Origin of the sequence: Amycolatopsis echigonensis (assembly GCF_002846615.1) — a bacterium.
Lineage (GTDB): Bacteria > Actinomycetota > Actinomycetes > Mycobacteriales > Pseudonocardiaceae > Amycolatopsis > Amycolatopsis echigonensis.
In genome coordinates this window covers 3,055,820-3,075,781 of the sequence record NZ_PJMY01000003.1, presented here as the reverse complement: position 1 = coordinate 3,075,781, position 19,962 = coordinate 3,055,820, and the positions used below count along the sequence as shown (strand labels likewise).

The 19,962-nt window shown below is 68.9% G+C and carries 20 protein-coding genes; 6 read left to right on the top strand and 14 right to left on the bottom strand.

The features are described from left to right. Window positions 1-7: 7 nt before the first annotated feature. Window positions 8-1,672, bottom strand: a complete 1,665-nt coding sequence (mctP, locus tag ATK30_RS19400; protein WP_101436796.1) for a monocarboxylate uptake permease MctP — start codon at window positions 1,670-1,672, stop codon at window positions 8-10. Then, on the bottom strand, window positions 1,669-1,947 hold the full coding sequence (locus tag ATK30_RS19395) for a DUF3311 domain-containing protein (protein ID WP_101436795.1): 279 nt from the start codon (window positions 1,945-1,947) through the stop codon (window positions 1,669-1,671). Before ATK30_RS19395 ends, mctP begins: the two co-directional genes overlap by 4 nt. Before the next feature lie 304 nt (window positions 1,948-2,251). Here ATK30_RS19395 and ATK30_RS19390 point away from each other — a divergent pair, with 304 nt between their 5' ends. Further along, window positions 2,252-2,521: a helix-turn-helix domain-containing protein gene (locus ATK30_RS19390; RefSeq protein ID WP_101436794.1), complete on the top strand. Its 270-nt coding sequence runs from the start codon at window positions 2,252-2,254 to the stop codon at window positions 2,519-2,521. 64 nt (window positions 2,522-2,585) lie between these two features. On the opposite strand, the gene ATK30_RS19385 is transcribed toward ATK30_RS19390, so the two are convergent. Next, window positions 2,586-3,479 carry a LysR family transcriptional regulator gene (locus ATK30_RS19385; protein ID WP_208637372.1) on the bottom strand — a complete coding sequence of 298 codons (894 nt, stop codon included), beginning with the start codon at window positions 3,477-3,479 and terminating at the stop codon, window positions 2,586-2,588. Between the two features lie 33 nt (window positions 3,480-3,512). On the opposite strand from ATK30_RS19385, the gene ATK30_RS19380 reads away from it, so the two are divergent. After that, on the top strand, window positions 3,513-4,226 hold the full coding sequence (locus ATK30_RS19380; protein WP_101436792.1) for an SDR family oxidoreductase: 714 nt from the start codon (window positions 3,513-3,515) through the stop codon (window positions 4,224-4,226). Between the two features lie 4 nt (window positions 4,227-4,230). On the opposite strand, the gene ATK30_RS19375 is transcribed toward ATK30_RS19380, so the two are convergent. The 11 genes from ATK30_RS19375 to ATK30_RS19325 all read right to left on the bottom strand — a co-directional run bounded on the left by ATK30_RS19375 (window position 4,231) and on the right by ATK30_RS19325 (window position 15,919). Continuing rightward, window positions 4,231-4,806, bottom strand: a complete 576-nt coding sequence (locus ATK30_RS19375; RefSeq protein ID WP_101436791.1) for an EndoU domain-containing protein — start codon at window positions 4,804-4,806, stop codon at window positions 4,231-4,233. Between the two features lie 46 nt (window positions 4,807-4,852). Beyond that, window positions 4,853-6,121 carry a DUF6297 family protein gene (locus ATK30_RS19370; RefSeq protein ID WP_101436790.1) on the bottom strand — a complete coding sequence of 423 codons (1,269 nt, stop codon included), beginning with the start codon at window positions 6,119-6,121 and terminating at the stop codon, window positions 4,853-4,855. Next, window positions 6,115-6,720: an ATP-binding cassette domain-containing protein gene (locus ATK30_RS19365; protein ID WP_101440936.1), complete on the bottom strand. Its 606-nt coding sequence runs from the start codon at window positions 6,718-6,720 to the stop codon at window positions 6,115-6,117. Before ATK30_RS19365 ends, ATK30_RS19370 begins: the two co-directional genes overlap by 7 nt. Continuing rightward, a complete protein-coding gene (locus ATK30_RS19360) occupies window positions 6,717-7,610 on the bottom strand; it encodes an LLM class F420-dependent oxidoreductase (protein ID WP_101436789.1) in 894 nt (297 codons plus the stop codon). Before ATK30_RS19360 ends, ATK30_RS19365 begins: the two co-directional genes overlap by 4 nt. An 84-nt stretch (window positions 7,611-7,694) precedes the next feature. Further along, window positions 7,695-9,515 carry a phosphoenolpyruvate carboxykinase (GTP) gene (locus tag ATK30_RS19355; protein WP_101436788.1) on the bottom strand — a complete coding sequence of 607 codons (1,821 nt, stop codon included), beginning with the start codon at window positions 9,513-9,515 and terminating at the stop codon, window positions 7,695-7,697. A gap of 385 nt (window positions 9,516-9,900) precedes the next feature. Then, the gene (locus ATK30_RS19350; RefSeq protein ID WP_101436787.1) at window positions 9,901-10,611 is read right to left on the bottom strand and encodes a DUF6802 family protein; all 711 of its coding nucleotides are present in this window, start codon (window positions 10,609-10,611) and stop codon (window positions 9,901-9,903) included. 145 nt (window positions 10,612-10,756) lie between these two features. Beyond that, window positions 10,757-12,583, bottom strand: coding sequence for a dynamin family protein (locus ATK30_RS19345; RefSeq protein ID WP_101436786.1), 1,827 nt, complete (start codon window positions 12,581-12,583; stop codon window positions 10,757-10,759). Next, window positions 12,580-13,044: a nucleotide exchange factor GrpE gene (gene grpE / locus ATK30_RS19340; RefSeq protein ID WP_009085166.1), complete on the bottom strand. Its 465-nt coding sequence runs from the start codon at window positions 13,042-13,044 to the stop codon at window positions 12,580-12,582. Before grpE ends, ATK30_RS19345 begins: the two co-directional genes overlap by 4 nt. Window positions 13,045-13,290: 246 nt before the next feature. Further along, window positions 13,291-13,563: a TetR/AcrR family transcriptional regulator gene (locus tag ATK30_RS46230; RefSeq protein ID WP_244194660.1), complete on the bottom strand. Its 273-nt coding sequence runs from the start codon at window positions 13,561-13,563 to the stop codon at window positions 13,291-13,293. A gap of 185 nt (window positions 13,564-13,748) precedes the next feature. Beyond that, window positions 13,749-14,342 (bottom strand): hypothetical protein, encoded by a 594-nt coding sequence (locus ATK30_RS19330; protein ID WP_101436785.1) that lies wholly within the window; start codon window positions 14,340-14,342, stop codon window positions 13,749-13,751. Window positions 14,343-14,374: 32 nt separating this feature from the next. After that, the gene (locus tag ATK30_RS19325; RefSeq protein ID WP_101436784.1) at window positions 14,375-15,919 is read right to left on the bottom strand and encodes a dynamin family protein; all 1,545 of its coding nucleotides are present in this window, start codon (window positions 15,917-15,919) and stop codon (window positions 14,375-14,377) included. A 151-nt stretch (window positions 15,920-16,070) separates the two neighbouring features. On the opposite strand from ATK30_RS19325, the gene ATK30_RS19320 reads away from it, so the two are divergent. The 4 genes from ATK30_RS19320 to ATK30_RS19305 all read left to right on the top strand — a co-directional run bounded on the left by ATK30_RS19320 (window position 16,071) and on the right by ATK30_RS19305 (window position 19,881). Next, entirely contained in the window at window positions 16,071-17,288 is a 1,218-nt protein-coding gene (locus tag ATK30_RS19320; RefSeq protein WP_463672422.1) for a sensor histidine kinase, read from the top strand. Next, window positions 17,285-17,941 carry a response regulator gene (locus tag ATK30_RS19315; RefSeq protein WP_101436782.1) on the top strand — a complete coding sequence of 219 codons (657 nt, stop codon included), beginning with the start codon at window positions 17,285-17,287 and terminating at the stop codon, window positions 17,939-17,941. Before ATK30_RS19320 ends, ATK30_RS19315 begins: the two co-directional genes overlap by 4 nt. Before the next feature lie 235 nt (window positions 17,942-18,176). Then, on the top strand, window positions 18,177-19,112 hold the full coding sequence (locus ATK30_RS19310) for an ABC transporter ATP-binding protein (protein WP_101436781.1): 936 nt from the start codon (window positions 18,177-18,179) through the stop codon (window positions 19,110-19,112). A 28-nt stretch (window positions 19,113-19,140) separates the two neighbouring features. Further along, window positions 19,141-19,881 (top strand): ABC transporter permease, encoded by a 741-nt coding sequence (locus tag ATK30_RS19305; protein WP_101436780.1) that lies wholly within the window; start codon window positions 19,141-19,143, stop codon window positions 19,879-19,881. Window positions 19,882-19,962 lie beyond the last annotated feature (81 nt).

Genomic DNA, 19,962 nt, shown 5'->3' with positions numbered 1-19,962 from the left:
AAAGGACTCAGTGTGCGCCGATCGGGCGCAGGTCCTTGTCGTGTTCGTCGGCGTGGTAGTCCTCGGGCGCGGTTTCGTCGGTGCCCGGGCTCCACTTCAGGGCCCGTGCGATGACCGAAACCACCGCGGCCACCACGATGTTCGCGATCAGGGCCACGAAACCGGGGTAGATCTGCACGACGGCGAGACCGGTGCCGCGGAACGGGTGCCAGCCGAAGACCGACAGGTTGCCCATCGCCAGCGCGGAACCGCCGAAGTGGAGTTTTCCGTTGGCCGGGTTGGGAATGCCGTACAGCATGATCAGGCCCCAGCCCATGCCCACGATCCAGCCGGCGATCAGGCCCGCCTTGTGGAACCAGCGCGTGTACAGGGCGATCGCCACCGCGGGCAGGGTCTGCAGGATCAGCACGCCGCCGATCAGCTGCAGATCGATGGAGAACTGCGGGTCGATCAGGATGATCACCAGCACCGCGCCCAGCTTGACCACCAGCGACGCCAGCTTGGCCTGCTTCGCCTCCTGCTTCGGCGTCGCGTCCTTGCGGATGTACTCCTTGTAGATGTTGCGGGTCCACAGGTTCGCCGCGGCGATCGACATGATCGCGGCGGGCACCAGCGCGCCGATGCCGATCGCGGCGAAGGCGATGCCCGCGAACCAGTTCGCGAACTGCGAGTCGAACAGCAGCGGGACGATCGTGTTGCCGTCCGGCTTTCCGGTGGCGGCGTTCTTCAGCGGCTTGACGCCCGCCGAGATCGCGACATAACCCAGCAGCGCCAGCAGACCCAGCACGAACGAGTAGGCCGGCAGCGCCACCATGTTCCGCTTGATCACGTTGCGGCCGCGCGAGGCGAGCACGCTCGTGAGCGAGTGCGGGTACAGGAACAGCGCGAGGGCCGAACCAAGCGCCAGCGTCGCGTACTGGAGCTGGTTGCTCGAGGTGAGCAGGATGGAACCGGCGGGCTTGCCGGTGTTCGGGTTCGGCTTGGCGAGCGTTGCCTTGGCGGTGTTGAAGATGTGGTCCCAGCCGCCGAGCTTCGCGGGCAGGTAGAGGACCGCCACGATGATCACGATGTAGATCAGGATGTCCTTGACGAACGCGATCAGCGCGGGCGCGCGCAGGCCGGACTGGTACGTGTAGAGCGCCAGGATGACGAACGCGACCAGCAGCGGCAGGTGCCCGACGATGCCGGAGCCGTTGATGCCCATCGTGCGCAGCACGGCTTCGAGGCCGACCAGCTGCAACGCGATGTACGGCATGGTCGCGACGATGCCGGTGATCGCGACCAGCAGCGCCAGCGTCGGCGAGCCGAAGCGGCCGCGGACGAAGTCGGCCGGGGTCACGTAGCCGCGCGAACGGCTGACCGACCACATGCGCAGCGCGGGCAGCAGGACGATCGGGTAGACGACGATCGTGTAAGGCAGCGCGTACAGGCCGAGCGCACCGGCGCTGAACACGAGCGCGGGCACGGCGACGAAGGTGTAGGCGGTGTAGAGGTCGCCGCCGAGCAGGAACCAGGTGATCCACGAACCGAACTTGCGGCCGCCGAGGCCCCATTCGTCGAGGTGGTCCAGGGTGCCGGCGGCCTTCCAGCGCGAGGCGACGAAGCCCAGCACGGTGACCACGACGAACAGGAACGCGAAGACGATCAGCTCGACCCACTGAATGTGGCTCATCGGGTCTCCCCCTCGTCCAGGTCGTCGACGCTCAGCTCGTCCCGGCGCACGTTCCGCGGCTTGTCCTTGGTGGCCAGGTAGACGATGCCGGTGCACAGCACGCCCACCACGACGAACGCCAGCTGGAACCAGTAGAAGAACGGAAGGCCGAACAGCCGCGGCCCGTCGAAGTTGAACAGCGGCGTGACCAGGATCAGCAACGGGATCAGCAACAGCAGGTTCCAGGCACTGAACTGGAACCCGCGCACCCGACCGCCCGGTTTGGCAGTGGACATCGAACCTCACCTAACACTTACGTGACACGCGACCGCCTGACCCTAGACCCCGGTCATCCCGCCGTCATACGAGTTCGATATCGATTCGATCAGCACTACGAACACGTTCCAGGGTGTGGACAACCTCGGGGACAACCCGCTTCCAAGCGACCACGGAGAGCCGTTTGCTACCCCTATCGGCGGGGCCGGGACGCCTCGAATGCCCCAAGAGCTTGTGCCGGACGGCGGTTGTCCACGGGATTCGACATCTTGTGCACAGAGTTATCCACAGGCAGTGGACAACTCTGTGGCTAAACTGAACGGCATGGTCCGCGTGCCTCTCACCGACGAAGAACGCTCCCGCGGCGAGCGGCTCGGCCTGGTGCTGCGCGCGGCCCGGGCCAGGCGCAGCATGGTCGACGTGGCCGCGGAAGCGGGCATTTCGGTCGAAACCCTGCGCAAGATCGAGACCGGCCGGATCCCGACACCCGCGTTTTTCACCGTGGCGGCGATCGCCGACGCGGTGGGCATGCCGCTGGACCGGCTACGCGTCGCGTGTGAGGGCGACGCGGCGGCGTTTTCCCAGGCCAGCTGAGGTTTCGCGGGCTCGCCAGGCCGATCGGGCGTGATTCGCCTGTGGACAAGTGCGGGTAAGACGTTCAGCCGACGGGCGATTCCGTACGCAGCGCGACCGCGGCGCGGACGAGGGCGGCCAGCTCGGGGGAGTGGCTGTTCGGCGGCCAGCCGATCACCGTGGTGACGTCCGGGGCGTCGACGACCGGGACCGCGACGTGTTCCGGCCACTGCCAGGCCCGGCTGGACGCCGGGATCACCAGCAGCGTCCGGCCGAGCGCGACGAGCTGGGCGAGTTTCGACTGGGTGCGCACTTCCGGGCCCGGACCCTCCGGGTAGCTGCCGTCGAGGCGGGGCCAGCGGGCGATCGGCAGGTCCGGCACGTCGCTGACCTCGGCCATGGTCAGGGTGTCCCGCGCGGCGAGCGGATGTGCGGCCGGGAGGATCGCGACCTGGCCCTCGACATGGAGATCCTCGGTGTCGAATCCGGCGACGTCGTCGTACGGCCGGTGCATGATCGCGACGTCGGCGGACCCGTCGCGCAGCAGGCCGGCTTGCTCGCCGACCTCGCACAGCAAGATCTCGACCGGCGGCGCTTCCGGGGAGCCGAGAAGACGCTGCAAGAGTTCGTGCGATGCCCCGGCTTTGGTCGCCAGAATCAGTTGCGAGTCCCCAGCTCGGCGCGCGCGGCGGGCGGCGGCCGCGACCGCGTCGAGGGCCAGCCGGGATTCGCGGAGCAGCACCCGCCCCGCCTCGGTCAGCTCGACGCCGCGGCGGTTTCGCTCGAGGAGCTGGACTCCGAGCCGCCGCTCGAGCTGGGCGATCGCACGCGAGAGCGGCGGCTGAGCGATCCCGAGCCGTTCGGCCGCGCGGCCGAAGTGCAGTTCTTCGGCGACCGCGGCGAAGTAGCGGAGTTCGCGGGTCTCGAGATCGTCCACGAAACCAGCGTAATACCTGGCGGGTATCACAGCGGACCTCATTGATCTTGGACGTCCGAAGGGCCCGCGCCAACTATGGATGGAGTGAACGACACGAAGACCGCGCTGGTCACCGGCGCGAACAAGGGAATCGGCCTCGCCATCGCGCGCGGCCTCGGCTCGATCGGCTTCACCGTCGCCGTGGGTGCGCGGGACGAAAAGAACCGCGAGAAGGCCGTCGAGGAACTGCGCGCCGCGGGCATCGACGCGTTCGGGGTCGCGCTCGACGTCACCTCCGAAGACAGCGTCGCCGCCGCGGCCAAGGGCCTCGACCGGCTCGACGTCCTGGTCAACAACGCCGGCATCGGCGGCAAGCTCGACGGCGGTGCCCAGGATCCGACGACCCTCGACCTCGACGTCCTCCGCACTGTCCTGGACACGAACGTCTTCGGCGTCGTCCGGGTCACGAACGCGATGCTGCCGCTGCTGCGCGAAGCGGAGTCACCGCGCATCGTCAACGTGTCCAGCAACATGGGTTCGCTGAAGCTGCGAACCGGCCCGGTCCTCGCCGCTTACGCGCCGTCGAAGACGATGCTCAACAGCATCACCGTGCAGTACGCCCGCGTGCTGGCCGACACGAACGTCATCATCAACGCCGCCTGTCCCGGTTACGTGGCAACGGATTTCACCGGTTACGCCGGAACGCGGACGCCCGAGCAGGGCGCGGCGATCGCGGTCAAGCTCGCGACCCTGCCCGACGACGGGCCGCGCGGCGGGTTCTTCGACGACGCCGGCGAAATCCCCTGGTGACGTCTCAGCCGCGCAGGTCGGCGAGGATCCGTTCCCGGTCGTTGAGGTAGCGGCAGTCGCGGACCGGCAGTTCGAACGAGTTCAGCAGCTTCTCGAAATCCGCGTACTCGTCCGGGTTGAGCTGGATGCCGGTCACCTCGAAATGCGCGGCCAGGGTGTCGGCCAGCTCCTCCCATTCGCCGGACCACTGCAGGTCGCGGTAGTGCTCGAGGTCCTCCGGCGCCATCCGGTGGGCGAGCAGGCGCAGGACGCTGTCGACGAAGTAGCTGATCCGGTTGCCCGCGCGGTCGTCGACGGTCGGGTTCGCCGGGTCGCGGGCGGCGTCCGCGTTCCGGACGACGCCAGGGCCCGGCAGCGGGTAGCTGGTGTGCACGTGGCCGTCGCCGTTGACCAGGACGACCACGCGCACGCCGTACCGTTCGCCGACGCAGCGCCAACGCCCGTTGTACTGCTGCCGCCGGGGTTCGCCCGGGTCGTTGGCGACGTCCTTGACCACCGCGATGATCTGCTCGTCGCTCCAGCCGGGCGGAAACTCGCACGTCGCCCTGCGTCCGATGCCGGAAGCGTGTCCACCGCCCACGTTCGGCTCCTCTCGTCGGCACGGAGCCTAACCCGGGCGCGGCCGTTCAGCCGAGTTGTGCCAGCACGATAATGCCGAGCACCAGCAGGTCCGGACCGCGGAACAGTTGCCGCATAAGGTTTGCCGGCATCGGACCGGCGGGGGTGTCGACAAAACCCGCGCTGCTGTAGTCCACCGGCTGGCGTGTGACGGTGCGCAATACCGAGAGCACCGCCAGGGCAACGGTCACCCACGAGAGCGGCGAAAACGCGGTGCCCAAAGCCAAAAGTGCCACTGAGAGCAGAGCACACCAGACAACTCCGACCACGACCAGCGCGACGCCGTGGGCGATCACCAGCTCCCGCGACGTCGAGCCCAGCCACCGTCGCCGCCCCGGATTCCGCCACAGCACGCCAAGACCGGCCCCGAAAGGAGTAAGCGCGACGTACGCGCCGATCCCGACGAGCACCGGACCCGGCAGAGTGGGGACAGCAACATGTCCGACGGCTACCGCGAAAGCCACTAACAACACCGCGCTCGCGTACCGGGCACGGCCGACGATCCCGACCCACGCGAGCCGGAACGCGGTCGGCGGGCGCAGCGACCACGAGCCCGCGGGCGCGGATTCCGGCAACATCATCATCGGGTCGAGAAACGTCACCGCCATCGCGCGCAGGACCCGTGCGTTCCAGCCGTCGAGCAACACCGCACGACCGGCGCCGCTCACCGCTTCGCCGCCAAAAGCCAGCAGCAGACCGCATAACGCGAGCGCCGCGCCGACGTACTGCACCGTCGTCGCGTCCAGGCGAGCCGCGGCGATCACGACACCCGCCACCGCGAGGAGCAGCGGTCCAGCAGCTTCGAACAGGAACGCAGTACGCCGTGCGGTCGTGAAAGCGAGGATCGTGCCCCCGGCGACGAGCGCCGCCGCGGCACGCCACCAGTCGATCGAACTGCCGCCGACCGCCAGCATCAGCGCGGCGAGATAGCCGATCACCACGACGAATCCGGTGAGCACGCCGGCCAGCCGGGTCGCGACGACGCGGCGGCGGTCCACCTGAGCGAAGTCCATCCAGGTCAGCTCGGCCGGTTCGGCCCAGACGAAACCGCGCCGCAGCAGGCTTCGCCAGCCCACCGCGGCGCACAACGCGACGAGGCCGAGCACCGCCGAGTAGTCCACCGCGGACGGTCCAAAGAGGACTCGGTGCCAGGCGTCGGTGCGGAAAAAGGCGGTGAACAGGAACCCGACGCCGAACATCAGCACGAAGGTGGGACTGTCGCCGCTGAAAATACCGCCGAACCGCTTGCGGCCGGGCACGCGCAACCGGGTCACCACAGTTCGAGCACGCTGTCTGCCGTGTCCAGCAACGGTTGATGGTGCGTGGCAACGACAACTGCCGCACCCGCCTTGGTGGAGCGGCCGATCAGCTCGACCAGCCACTCCTTGCCCGCGGTGTCGAGCGCGCGTTCCGGCTCGTCGAGCAACAGCACGCGATGCGGCCGCGCGGTGACGCCCAACAACAGCAGCCGGCGACGCTGCCCGGCCGAGAAATGCCCGGCGGTGACGCGGGCGCGCTCGCCGAGACCCGCGTCCGCCAGCAGTGCTTCGAAATCGCCGAGATCCTCGCCGAACGAGCCGGAAAGCAGTTCCAGATGCTGCATCGGGGTGAGTTCGGCGAAAAAGTCGGAATCGTCGAAGAGCACGGACACCTTGCGGCGGAAGGAAACGCTGCGTTCGTCCGGCTTCGCGCCGTCGACCAGCACCCGGCCTCGCTGCGGTTGCTGCATTCCGTACAGACACCGCATCAGGGTGGATTTGCCGACGCCGTTAGGCCCGACGAGCACCGCGCATTCGCCAGGGTCGACCGAGAAATCGAGGTCCTCCAGCAACCACAGGTCGCCGGCCTTCACGCCGAGCCCGCGCGTCTCGACTATCGGCGACACAGCAGTTTCACCACCGGGGCCAGCGCTTCGAGGTTCGGTTCGAGGACCGTGAAATAGCTGAAACCGAACCGGGCGCGGTGCGCGACCATCTGCTCGGCGATTTCCTCGACGGTGCCGACCAGCACCGTGGGGACTTCAGCCAGTTCCTCGAGCGTCAGCGTGTCGCTGAGGCGAGCATGGATTTCGCGCAAGGCGCCTTCGCGATCATCAGTGATCCGGACGAGTTGCACGAGCAGGTTGAATTCGGCTTCCCGGCCAGCCAGTCGCTCGGTGACGAAGCGGGTGCGTTCTTCCACCGCGTCCGCCGTGGCCAGCATCAGCGGCGAACCGTCACGCACCTTTGCCATGCCGCTGAAGGCAATCGTCGCCGCGTGTTCGGCGGCGAGCGACAGCAACCGGTCGCCTCGGCCGCCGATCATCAGCGGGGGACCGCCAGGTTGCAAGGGTTTCGGCGCGTAGTCCGGATCCGCGTACAGCCGGGCGAGTTCCTTGATCGTGAATTCGAGGTGATCGACCCGCGCACCCGCGCTGGGAAACGGCATTCCGGCCGTTTCGAACTCCTCTTTGACATATCCCGCGCCGAGGCCGAGTTCGAGCCGTCCGGACACGAATTGGTCCGTGCCCGCGACGTCGCGGGCGAGCAGCACCGGGTTGTAGAACGGCGCGTTGAGCACGAAAGTGTTGAGCCGCACCCGTTCGGTGGCCTCGCCGGCCAGCACGAGCGCGGGAAACGGCGGCGCGATGCCGAGATGGTCGGCCACGCTCAGCACGTCGTACCCGAGTTCCTCGACCCGGCGGCATTTGGCGACCCACTCGTCGCGCGAGCCCGGCGACACCAGGTTCACGCCGAAGCGGAAAGTCTTCTCCCCGTCAGAGACCATGCGGCCCACGCTACCGTTTCCACCGTGCGAAGAAGGGGACGTCCGCGCCCGGTGCGAACGTCCCCTTCTTACCGTCGTGCGGCGTCAGCCGAGCCGCTGGGCCAGCGCGTCGAGCTCGTCGCGCAGCGCGGTCGGCACCTCGCCGATCTTCGCGAACCACTCCTCGATGAGCGGCAGTTCCTCGCGCCACTCCTCGTTGCGCACCTCGAGCGCGGCCTGGATGTCCTCGACCGGCTCGGAGAGGCCCTCGAGGTCGAGGTCCTCGGCGTTCGGCACGAAGCCGATCGGCGTCTCGGCCGCGTTGCCCTTGCCCTCGACGCGCTCGATGACCCACTTGAGCACGCGCGAGTTCTCGCTGAAGCCCGGCCACAGGAAGCGGCCGTCGTCGCCGCGGCGGAACCAGTTGACGTAGAAGATCTTCGGCAGCTTGTTCGCGTCGGCGTTCTTGCCCAGGTCCAGCCAGTGGTTGAAGTAGTCACCGGCGTGGTAGCCGAGGAACGGCAGCATCGCCATCGGGTCGCGGCGCACGTTGCCGACCGCGCCGACCGCGGCGGCGGTGGTCTCCGACGACATGGTCGCACCCATGAACACGCCGTGCTGCCAGTCGCGAGCCTCGTTCACCAGCGGCACCGTCGTCTTGCGCCGGCCGCCGAACAGGATCGCCGAGATCGGCACGCCCTTCGGGTCGTCCCACTCCGGCGCGAGGATCGGGCACTGCGACATCGGCACGCAGTACCGCGAGTTCGGGTGGGCGGCCTTCTCCTCGGAGTCCGGCGTCCAGTCCTGGTGCTTCCACGAGATGGCGTGCTCAGGCGTGTTCTCCATGCCCTCCCACCACACGTCGCCGTCGTCGGTGAGCGCCACGTTCGTGAAGACCGTGTTGCCCTTCTCGATCGTGCGCATGGCGTTCGGGTTCGTGTGGTTGTCGGTGCCCGGCGCGACGCCGAAGAACCCGAACTCCGGGTTCACCGCGTAGAGGCGGCCGTCCTCGCCGAAGCGCATCCAGGCGATGTCGTCGCCGAGGGTCTCCGCGCGCCAGCCCGGGAGCGTCGGCTGCAGCATGGCGAGGTTGGTCTTGCCGCAGGCGCTCGGGAACGCCGCCGCGACGTAGTGGACCTTGTCCTCGGGCGAGATCAGCTTGAGGATCAGCATGTGCTCGGCGAGCCAGCCCTCGTCACGGGCGATGACCGAGCCGATGCGCAGCGAGTAGCACTTCTTGCCCAGCAACGAGTTGCCGCCGTAGCCAGAGCCGTAGCTCCAGATCAGCCGCTCCTCCGGGAAGTGCGAGATGTACTTGGTCTCGTTGCACGGCCAGGCGACGTCCTTCTCGCCCGGGGCCAGCGGCTTGCCGACCGAGTGCAGCGCGGGCACGAACTCGCGCTCCGAACCGTCCGGCGCGATGAACTTGTCCAGCGCCGCCTTGCCCGCGCGGGTCATCACGCGCATCGACGCGACGACGTAGGCGAAGTCGGTGATTTCGATGCCCAGCTTGGGGTTTTCGTCGCCGAGCGGACCCATGCAGAACGGGATGACGTACATCGTGCGGCCGGCCATGCAGCCGCGGTACAGCTCCGTCATCGTGGCCTTCATCTCGGCCGGGTCGACCCAGTTGTTCGTCGGCCCCGCGTCCCTCTCCTCCTTCGAGCAGATGAAGGTGCGGTTCTCGACCCGCGCGACGTCGTCGGGGTCCGAGGTGGCCCAGTAGGAGTTCGGCTTGGCGTCCAGCTTCACGAAGGTGCCGGCGTCGACCAGCTCCTGGTTGATCCGGGCGGCTTCCTCGTCAGACCCGTCGACCCACACCACGCGGTCCGGGGTGGTCAGCTCGGCGACCTCCCGGACCCAGGACAGCACGCCACTGTGCGTCGTCGGCGCGTTGTCCAGTCCGGGGATGGCGACTGCGGTCATCTTTACTCCTGACTTCCGACGACAAAAGAGCCCACACCGCGAACGACAGTGTTCTTGGTGCGGGCTTCGTTGCCGGCGACCGAATGGCTTCGCACACCGGCGGAAGACCGGTGTACGGGTTTTGGGATTCCCCGACTGTAGCCGGATGGACGCCAGGTAACCGAGAGCTGACCTGTCGGTTCTCTCACAAGAACGATAAGGGAATCGATTCAGTTTCACCGGAACGGGCCAGCGCCGAAAATCTTTCCGCGTGGCCCGCGTCGCATTCGTGCCGGATGCCGGGAGCCGGGCTGATCGGTCCCGATCTTGCGGGCGCTCGCCCGGAAACGGCGAACGGGCCCGGCGCGCGGCCGGACCCGTTCGTGTGACGTCAGTTACCGAGAGCTCAGTTGGGGCTGATCCACTGCCCGGTTCCGCTGTCGATCCTCGCGACGCCGCTGAGCAGCTGGGCGCCCTCGCCGCCCCAGGCCTGGTCGCTGCCCGGGTCGACCGCGGCCGCCGAGTCGAGCGCGTGGTTCGAGCCGCCGTCGGTCTCGGTCCACTGGCCGTGGCCGGTGTGCTCGTAGGTGTGCGTGGACCCGTCCGCGCCGACCTCCACCGCGACGTCGGCCTCGCCGTCGCCGTTGGTGTCGGTGAAGGCGATCGTGCCGCCGGACTTCGTCTCGACCACCGCGGTGTCGTTGTGCCCGTCGTGGTCGGTGTCGATGGTGGCGACCCCGGCGTCGACCTCGCCGCCCGGGAGGTCGGCGTGGATGTGCCCGGCGGTCGAGGTGTCCTGCGAGTGCGAATCGGTGCCGTCGGAGCCGGACTGGCCGTGGCCGGATTCGACCCAGCTGCCGCTCTGCTCGTCGTAAACCGCCTGGTCCACGACGTGCCCGGTCGAGTCGAGCACCGCGTAGTGGTCGGCGACGCCGTCGTGGTTGGTGTCGGCGAACACCTGCGCGGTGCCGTCGTCATGCTCGACGACCGCGGTGTCGGCGACCCCGTCGTGATCGGTGTCGTAGTTGACCTCGGCCTGGTACTCCTGGCCGTCGACGTGGACGGTCATGGCCTCCGGGCCGGTCGCGTCGGTGCCGCCGCTCTCGTCGACCCACATGGGTTGGTCCCCCTTAGTACGCCGGGTCTGCCGCTGGTTGCTTCGCTCGGTATGACTCACGTTAGGCCGGTTCGGTTCCCGTCCACAAGCCGATCACCTGCTCACGGCGGCAGGCTGGCCGGAAGGCCGCCGCGGCGCCGGCTGATCATGCCCGATCGCGGACCGTGCGGATGCGGGAAAGCAGCGTTTCGGCCCGGGTGTGGCCTTCGGTGACGTCCTTGAGGCGTTTCGAGACGATCGCGATCTTCTTCGCCCGCTCCTGCGCGCTCATCTTGATCGTCTGGTCCACCTCCTTCAGCTCCGCCTCGATCGCCTCGATGCGGCGGCCCAACGCCTCGTCGAGGGCGAGCGACAGCTGCTGCTCGGCCTCGATGAGCTGTTCGGCGATGAGCTGGTCGAGCGTCGAGCGGGCGTCGGCGATCGCTTCGACCAGCCATTGCTTCAGATGCTGTTTGTCCGACGCGTGTTTGCGAGTACGTGCCATCCACCAGCCCGCGCCGAGGCCGATCACGATCGTCGCCGGGAGCACGACCGGGTTGAGGATCGCGACCCCGGCCAGTGGCAGCGCGGCGATCTTTCCTGCCCCGACGCCGCCGGAAATGCCCATGAACACCAGGAGTTTGTCTTCGGCGGTCGGCGGTTTCTTGTCGGGCGGCCGCAGCACGACCGGCGGACCTCCGGCGCGCGCGAACTGGGCGCGGATCACGTCGAGTTCCTCGGCGGAGAACAGCTCCGACAAGGCCGTGTTCGTGACCTGGTTCAGCCGTTGCGACAGCTGCATCGACACCCGCTGCGACGCGGTCTGCAGCGCGATGTCGACTTCCTGTGGCAGCGCGGCCAAGTCGTCGCGTTTGGCCGCGTCGATGCGCTGGCGGAAATGCGCTTGGGCGTCCCGCATTTCGCGGCTGCTCTCGTGGCCCACCTCAACGCGCGTGCGCTGGATTTCGCCACGCAAGCGCAGTTGCCAGCCGCGGGTGGAAGTGCGGCGCTGGGACTGAAGATCATCGCGGCGGGCGCGGAGTTGTTCGGCTTCCGCTTCACCGGCCGACAGAGCACGGCTTTCCGCTTGCAGCTTCGCCTTGATCCCGGCCAGCGCGCTCGAAAGCGCGCGGAGCGTGTTGGCTTCCTTGAGCATCATCGACCGGCCGACCAGCAGCTCCTGCAGCGCGACCTGCACCGCGGCGATGCCGGACTTTTCCCGCAGCATGGCGGCGACCTGCTCGTTCGGTGCCTTCGCGGCGGTCTCGAACACTCGCGCCGACACCGGATGGAAGACCGCGTCGGCGAAGCGCGGCGCGTGTTCGGCGAGCAGTTGCCGGTCGGCTTCGAGGATCTCGCGCCAGCCGCGGAACGCGTCGGTTTTGGCCAGCACGAACACCACCGTCTCGACGCGGTCCGCGACCTCGCGCAGGAACTGCAGCTCAGTGGAAGTGAACGGGGCGGACGCGTCGACCACGAACACCAGCGCAGTCGCGCGCGCGGCGGCCTCCTTGGCCAGCTCGCCGTGCAGCGAATCGAGCCCGCCGACGCCCGGAGTGTCGACCAGCGTCAGCCGTTCCAGCAGCGGAACCGGACCGGAGACCTCGACGTAGCGCGGCGGCAGCTGCCCCGGCGGCAGCTCGTGCGCGGCGGACACCCAATCGACCAGCTGCGTCAGGTCGAACGGCACCGACGCCAGCTGACCGGGGTAACAAGCCTGCGCGCCCCACTGCTGCGCGTGCTCGAAAACGAGGTAGGTCGCGGTGGCCACGTCAGCGTCCACAGGGGACAGTCCCGGGGTCGCGAGCAGGGCGTTGACCAGCGAGCTCTTCCCGCGGTTCGTCTCGCCGACGACCACCACGGACGGTTTCTCCGAACGGGCCTTGCGCTGGTCCTCGACCCACTTCGCGGCCTGCGGATCAGCCTCGCGGACGACGCCGAGCAGCTGTTCGCGGGCGGCCTGGACCTGAGCGGGAAGCGTCGGTGCGGTCACTGCGCCCGCTTCGCGTAGACGGTGACGATCGGCGCGCGCAACAACCGGTCCTGGTCGGCGAACCCGACGACCTCGGTCTCCGCGACGACGCCTTCCAGCTCCGGATCGTCAGTGGGCACGGCACCGCCCGCCTCGTGGCGCGCCGGGTCGAATCGTTCGCCCTCGGCGCGCAACGCGGTGACACCGATGGCGGCGAGCCCGTGTTCGAGCCGTTCCACGACGCCGCTGCTGCGGGCGCGGTCCAGCGCGTAGAGGCAGAGCTGGATGAGCGCCTGCCGGTCGGACAGCGCGCGTTCGAGGTCACCCGGGGCAGCTACGAGGTCCACATCGGGATCCGACGCATCCGCCGCGGCAGCGGTTCCGTCCGCCTCGGCGATGATCCGCGCGAGGGCGTCCGCGCTGATCTCGCCGGTCGGCGCTTCGGCCGCGTCGCCGGCTTCCTCGTGGCCGAACCACGCCATCTGGACCCTCCCCTGGCCGTTCCCCGTGATTCCACCAGTTTGCGGCGCCGCCGCGCGCGGCGGGGGCGGATCACTGCGACGGGCCGAGAATCCGCGCCAGCAGCTGCCTGCTCGTGCTCGACGTCCAGGTCGGGGTCAAGGCTCACGCGCGAAAGCAGGGCGTCGGCCGGGGACAGCACGGGGGAGAACCGGCCGGTCCGGACACCGCGCTCGATCAAGCCCACGAGACCGACGCGCATGACATCGTCATTGCCGCGGATCAGCGAGCACGCCTACCCACGGATCGGCCATCTCCACCGCGGTGGCGAGCAGTTCCTCGTTGTCGGCGTTGTCCGCCTCGAAAATGCCGACGAAGACCGCGCGTTTGCTGGGGAAGTAGTGGAACAGGCTGCCGGAGCTGATCCCGGCGGCGCGGCAGATGTCCGCGGTGGAGGTCTTTTCGAACCCGTCGCGGGCGAAGCACCCGGCTGCCGCGTCGAGAATCACGCGTCGTTTCGCGGCCAGTTGCCGCCGGGACACGTCGGTCTTCTCGCGGGCGATCCCGGTCGTTCTCGCCGAGCAGCACGAGCTTGCCGTCGTCCAAGAACGCGCCGTTCGAGCGTGACGTGGGTGGCGGACACCGTGACAGACCATCATTAGACCGATCACTCGGTTTATCAAAGCTGGGTGCACGAAACCCTGATCGCAAACGCTTGCGCAGGGCCTCAGGCGATCTCGTGGATCAGCGCGCGCATGGCCTGATCGAGGGCGGGAACGTCCGCGGCCAGGCGGGACGACACCAGCAGCTGGTGCTCCGCCGTCCGCAGCCACACCCGGCCGGCGACCGGGATCTCCAGCACCGTCAGCCGGAACGGCCGGGCGCGACGGCCCAGTTCCACCTCGGTTTCGCGGACCAGCCTGCCCATCCGTTCACCGGCGAGGATCTGGCGGCGGTGGAAGCCGGACGAGACCGGGCGACGTGCCGCCGCGAAGTGCTCAGCGGCGGCCGGGGCGAAGTGCTGGGCCGCGAGGTCGATTGCCGAACCGTCGCCGGGAGCTGGGCTTTTCCGCCGGGTGCGCCCGGAACCGCGCTCGCGAAGGAAGGTCAGCAGGCCGTTCCACCACGGTTCCCACTGCGCTTGCACCGCCGCGCGGTCGAGGGCGGGCGGAACGTGTACCGGCACCGCGGGCTCCACCGGCGGCAGCAGCTGGCCGTCGGCAACCGAGAGCGCGAGGACGTCCCGGAGGAACAACGCCACGTCGACGTCGTGGTCGCTCCCCCAGTAAACCCGCCACGAGGTGGTGTCCTCCAGCCGCACGACATTCAGCCTACGCGTCGCGGAGGAGTTGTTTACTGTTCGCGAATCTGTTGCCAAATCAGGAAATAGGCGCGGTGCACGACGTGGGCCACGCGGCTTTGCGCCGGAGTCGCGCCGAAGGAGGCGAAAGACCGCCACCAGCCGGCGCGTTCCAGCGCGTGCGCCGCCAGTTCCGGCCGCGGGGCGCCGGGAAGTCCGAGCTGCGCGCCGATGTCGGCGTTGCTGCCGACCCGGAGCACCTCTTCTGCCAGGTCTTCGGGCATTTCGACGGCACCCGAGGCGACGAGCGTCAACGCTTCCAGCAGCCGCAGCTGATGCGCTTCCGGACGGGCCAGCAGCACTTCGATCGCGTCGTGCACCCGCTGCCGTTCGCCCGGATCGCCGGACGCGTGCGCCAGCGCGGTCACCGACGCGAGCGCGGCCGCGGCCTTGATTCCGTCCGCGCGCGCGGCGAAGACGGTCGACAGCCGGCGGCGGACCGCGTCGAGTCCGGAGATGTCGAGAAGCTTGCGCCGCAACGCTCCCGCGGTGATCCCCGGTTCCGCGCGAATCGCGTCGACCGCGCAGCGGACTCCGAAGAGATCGAGTTTCTCCAGCAGCCGCAACCGGATTCCGGCCGGGATGTCGCACTCCCAGCTGGTGAAGATGTCGGCCGCGATGAGCATCGTTTCGAGGACGTCGTCGTCGAGCGCGGCGAGCTGGCCCAGCGCTTCGGCGTCGGCGGAGGTGAACCCGCCGGACTCGGCCGATTCGGCGATCAGGCCGATCACCGGCAGCACGTCCGCGACGCGCGGCTTCAGCGTCGCGGCCTGCTTCTCGGCGAGCAGTTGCGCGGCCTTCCAGATGTCTCCGCCGGAGCCTTCGACAGATTCCGCGACGATCGTGTCCGCCTTGTTCAGCACCGCGATCGCGTTGACCGGCCCGGCTTCCCGGCTCGCGGTCGCGGCGGTGAACGCGGCCAGCGCCTGCTGATCGTCCGCGCGCACGCCCTGGGTCACCACATAAAGCACGGCCTCCGCACCCGCGACGGCGTTGCGCGAGGTGTCGTCGAGGTCGTCGGAACCCTCGTCCTGCTCGGCCGCACCCAGCAACTGCTCGGTCCGCGACACCGACGCGGCGTCCAGCGAACCGAGACCGGGGGTGTCGATCACCGTCATGTCCTGCAGCACCGCGTTGGTGAGATACGCCTCGAGATGCGAGACCTCGGAGATGTCGACGCCGAGCTCGGCCGGGATCGACCCGTCCGCGGCGAACGGCAGCACCTGCTTGCGGCCGTCGAGGAACACCACCTCGACGCGGTCGACGGTGCCGTACTGGAACCGCGTGACCAGCCGCGTGCACTCACCGACGTCGGTGGGCGCGACGAGCCGTCCGATCAGCGCGTTGACCAGCGTCGACTTACCCGATTTGATCCGTCCGGCGACCGCGACCTGCAGCGGCGCGCCGAGCCGGCGCAGCACCTCGGCGAACCCGGCGGCGGTGCGCGGTGACACCTGGGACCGCAGCCGGTGGCACAGCTCCGCCACCGACGCGGACAGTGGGCCGGCGAGTCTTCCCCGTTCCGCCGCTGCCGTCACCGCCCCGGCCCCCTTCCGGCTCGTTCGCTCACCCGAGCAGGAATCGTCGCATGCCGGTCATCCTTCGGTCGCACCGAAGGTGCTACCCGCGACCGACGCGGCTTCCGGCGCCGCGACCTACTGTTGAGTCGTGCGACGGCTCAGCCTGTGGATGCGTGCCCACCCGATGGTGGGGGACTCGCTGCTCGCGCTGTTCCTCGCGGCGTTCGACATCCTCGTGTTCGCCAGCGGCGGCATCGATCCCGAGGTCCCCGGCCCGGCTTGGTACGTCGCGGTCCCGATCGACCTCGCCGTGGTCGCCCCGCTGGTGTTCCGGCGCAAACGCCCGCTGATCGCCGCGTACGCCGCCTACTTCATCTCCTACGCGCACAGCGCACTGGACCTCGGGGTGTCCGGCCTGGCCGCGCTCGCGATCAGCCTCTACTCGGTCCAGGTCTACGTCGGACGGAAGCAGGGCCTGATCTACGGCGGCGCGTTCGTGGTGGCCATGGTCGTCACCGCGATCGTCAAGCCCGAGCCGTCGATGGCGGCCCAGCTGCTGTTCAGCGCCTTCACCATCGCCTTCTGCTGGCTGCTCGGCGAATTCATGTACGCGCGCCGTGCCTACCAGCGCGAGCTCGAGGCCCGGCTGCATCTGCTGGAGACCGAACGAGACCAGGCCGCGCGGATCGCGGTGGCCGAGGAACGCGGCCGGATCGCCCGGGAACTGCACGACGTCGTGGCGCATTCGGTCAGCGTGATGGTCGTGCAGGCCGACGGCGCGGCACTCGCGCTGAAATCCAATCCGGAGCTGGCCGGACGCGCGCTGGGGACGATCTCCGAAACCGGCCGCGGCGCGCTCGGCGAACTGCGCCGGCTGCTCGACGTGCTGCGCAACGACCGCGGCGACGACGAACCGCGGGTGCCGCAGCCGGACGCGACGGCGCTCGGCGACCTCGCCGAACGGATGCGCGCCGCCGGCGTCCCGGTCGACCTCGCCCTCGGCGACGGGCTGGACGAACTGCCCGCCGGGGTGTCGCTCGGGATCTACCGGATCGTCCAGGAATCGCTCACCAACACGCTCAAGCACGCCGGTGCGGGAGCGAGCGCCGCGGTGCGGGTTCAGCGCACCGGCGACGACGTCGAAGTGCTCGTGCGCGACGACGGCGCCGGCCGGGCCCGGCAGCTCCAGCAGGTCGGCGCGAACGGAACCGCTCCGCAGACCGGGTCGGCCCGGCAACCGGCCCCCCGGCTGTCGGTCGCGGGCGGGAACGGGCTGATCGGGATGCGGGAACGGGCGCACGTGTACGGCGGGACACTGGAGGTGGGCCCCGCCGTCGGCGGTGGCTGGCAGGTGCGAGCGGTGCTGCCGGTTAGGTTGAACTCGTGATCCGAGTGGTGGTCGTCGACGACCAGGAACTGATGCGCGTCGGGTTCCGGATGGTGCTGGGCGCGCAGGCCGACATCGACGTGGTCGGCGAGGCCGGCGACGGCGCGCAAGCCGTGCGGATGGCCGCCGAACTGCGGCCCGACGTCGTGCTGATGGACGTGCGGATGCCGGTGCTCGACGGCGTCGAGGCGACGAAACAGATCGTCGCGGCCGGTACCGCGCGGGTGCTCGTAATGACCACCTTCGACCTCGACGAGTACGTCTACGCCGCGCTGCAGGGCGGTGCGTCCGGCTTCCTGCTCAAGGACACCCAGCCGGACTATCTGGTGTCCGCGCTGCGTTCGGTCGCCGACGGCGACGCGGTGATGTCGCCCTCGGTCACGCGCAGGCTGCTCGACCGGTTCGTCGGCTCCGGCGGTGCGGAAATGCGCGATCCGGCGGAACTCGACGTACTGACCGACCGCGAACGCGAGGTGCTCGTGCTGATCGCGAAAGGCATGTCGAACGTCGAGATCGCCGAGACGTTGTTCCTTTCCGAGGCTACGGTGAAAACACACGTCGGCCGGATCTTGTCGAAGCTCGACCTGCGCGACCGCGTGCAGGCGGTCGTTCTCGCGTACGAGACCGGGCTCGCCCGGCCGGGGATCGGCTGAAGCGTCCAAACCGGACGGTGTCCACTCTGGACCCCGCGGCGGATTCCGTGGTGGGTCGCGAGCGGATCGGGCAAAGTTCAGGGTCGGCTCAGGGGCATCCCCCATCCCCCTCCACCCCGCGACACGATTGAGTACTACTCAGGTCGGGTAGCCGGTTCGATCCACAGGATGACGCGAAAACGGCGGCGCTGAGACAGGATGAATTCCGTCAGCACCGCCGTAGAGGGAGCAGGGGATGATCGAGGCAACAGGTCTCACCAAGCGTTACGGGAGCACGCTCGCGGTGAACAACCTGTCGTTCAGCGTGGCATCGGGGAAGGTCACCGGGTTCCTCGGCCCGAACGGCGCCGGCAAGTCCACCACCATGCGCATGATCCTCGGGCTGGACAACCCGACCGCGGGTCAGGTCCGGATCGGCGGGAAGCTGTACCACGAGCTGAAGGAGCCGCTGCGCACGGTCGGCGCGCTGCTCGACGCGAAATGGGTGCACCCCAACCGCTCGGCCCGCGCGCACCTGCAGTGGATGGCCCGGTCGAACCGGATCCCGGCGGCGCGGGTGGAGGAGGTGCTCGACACCGTCGGGCTCACCAGCGTCGCGGGCAAGCGGGCGGGCGGGTTCTCGCTCGGCATGTCGCAGCGGCTGGGGATCGCCGCCGCGCTGCTCGGCGACCCGGAGGTGCTGCTGTTCGACGAGCCGGTCAACGGCCTCGACCCGGAGGGCATCCTCTGGATCCGCAAGTTCATGCAGCGTCTCGCCTCCGAGGGCCGCACCGTGTTCGTGTCGAGCCACCTGCTTTCGGAGATGGCGCTCACCGCGACCGATCTCGTGGTCATCGGCAAGGGCCAGCTGATCGCGCAGTCCACCACTGAGGAATTCGTGGCGCGGGCCGCGGAAAACACCGTGAAGGTGCGCTCGCCGCAGCTTCCAGCGCTGCGCCAGCAGCTGATCTCCGCCAGCGCACAGGTCACCGATGCCGGCGAAGCGCTCATCGTGTCCGGAATGGACAGTGCGAAGATCGGCGAGATCGCCGCTTCGGCGAACCTCGTGCTGCACGAGCTGAGCCCGCAGACCGGCTCGCTCGAACAGGCCTTCATGCAGATCACCGGCGACGCCGTCGAGTACCACACCGGGCTCGAGGCGGAAGCGCGGCAGGCCGCGGCCATCCGCTGACCACACTCTCGTTGGGAAGAGAAGAATCATGACTTTGCTCGCGGTCGAACGCATCAAGCTCTTCACCACCCGGTCGCCGTGGTGGTGTTCCCTCATCGCGCTCGCGCTCACCATCGGGTTCGCCGGCCTCATCGCCGGCTCGCTCCAGAGCGGGGAGCAGCTGTCGGTGGCCAGCACCCAGGTCGGACACCAGTTCGGCATCGCGGTGATCATGGTGCTGGCGGCGCTCGCGGTGACCACCGAATACCGCTTCGGCACGATCCGCACGACCTTCCAGGCGGTGCCGAACCGCGGCGGCGTGCTCGTCGCGAAGGCCACCGTCGTCGCGCTGCTGTCGTTCGTGATCGGCGAGATCGGCGCCTTCGGCTCGTGGGGACTGGGCTACCTGATCCGCCCGTCGGCCTCGGTGGCGCTGAACACCTCCGCGGACTGGATCAACGTCGCCGGCGTCGGCGTGGTGTTCGCCTTCGCCGCGGTCATCGCGGTGGCGGTCGGCACGCTGATCCGGCACAGCGCGGGCGCTCTCTCGCTGCTGCTGATCTACGTGCTGGCAGTGGAAAACCTCGTGCAGCTGATCCCGACCATCGGCCCGAAGATCCACGAGTGGATGCCGTTCACCGTCGCGGAGCGCTTCCTCAGCGGAAGCTCCGGAGGACCGGGCGCGCAGGAAGCGGCGCTGTCGCAGTGGGGCTCGCTGGCCTACTTCGCCGGCGTGGCCGTGGTCCTGCTGGCCATCGCGATCGGCGTCGCGAAGAAGCGCGACGCGTAAAGACCCACAGGGAAGTTCGGACGAGTCAGGCGGGGGCCGGCGGAGCCGAACAAGGGGAAAAAGGGGAAAAGGGGAACAAGA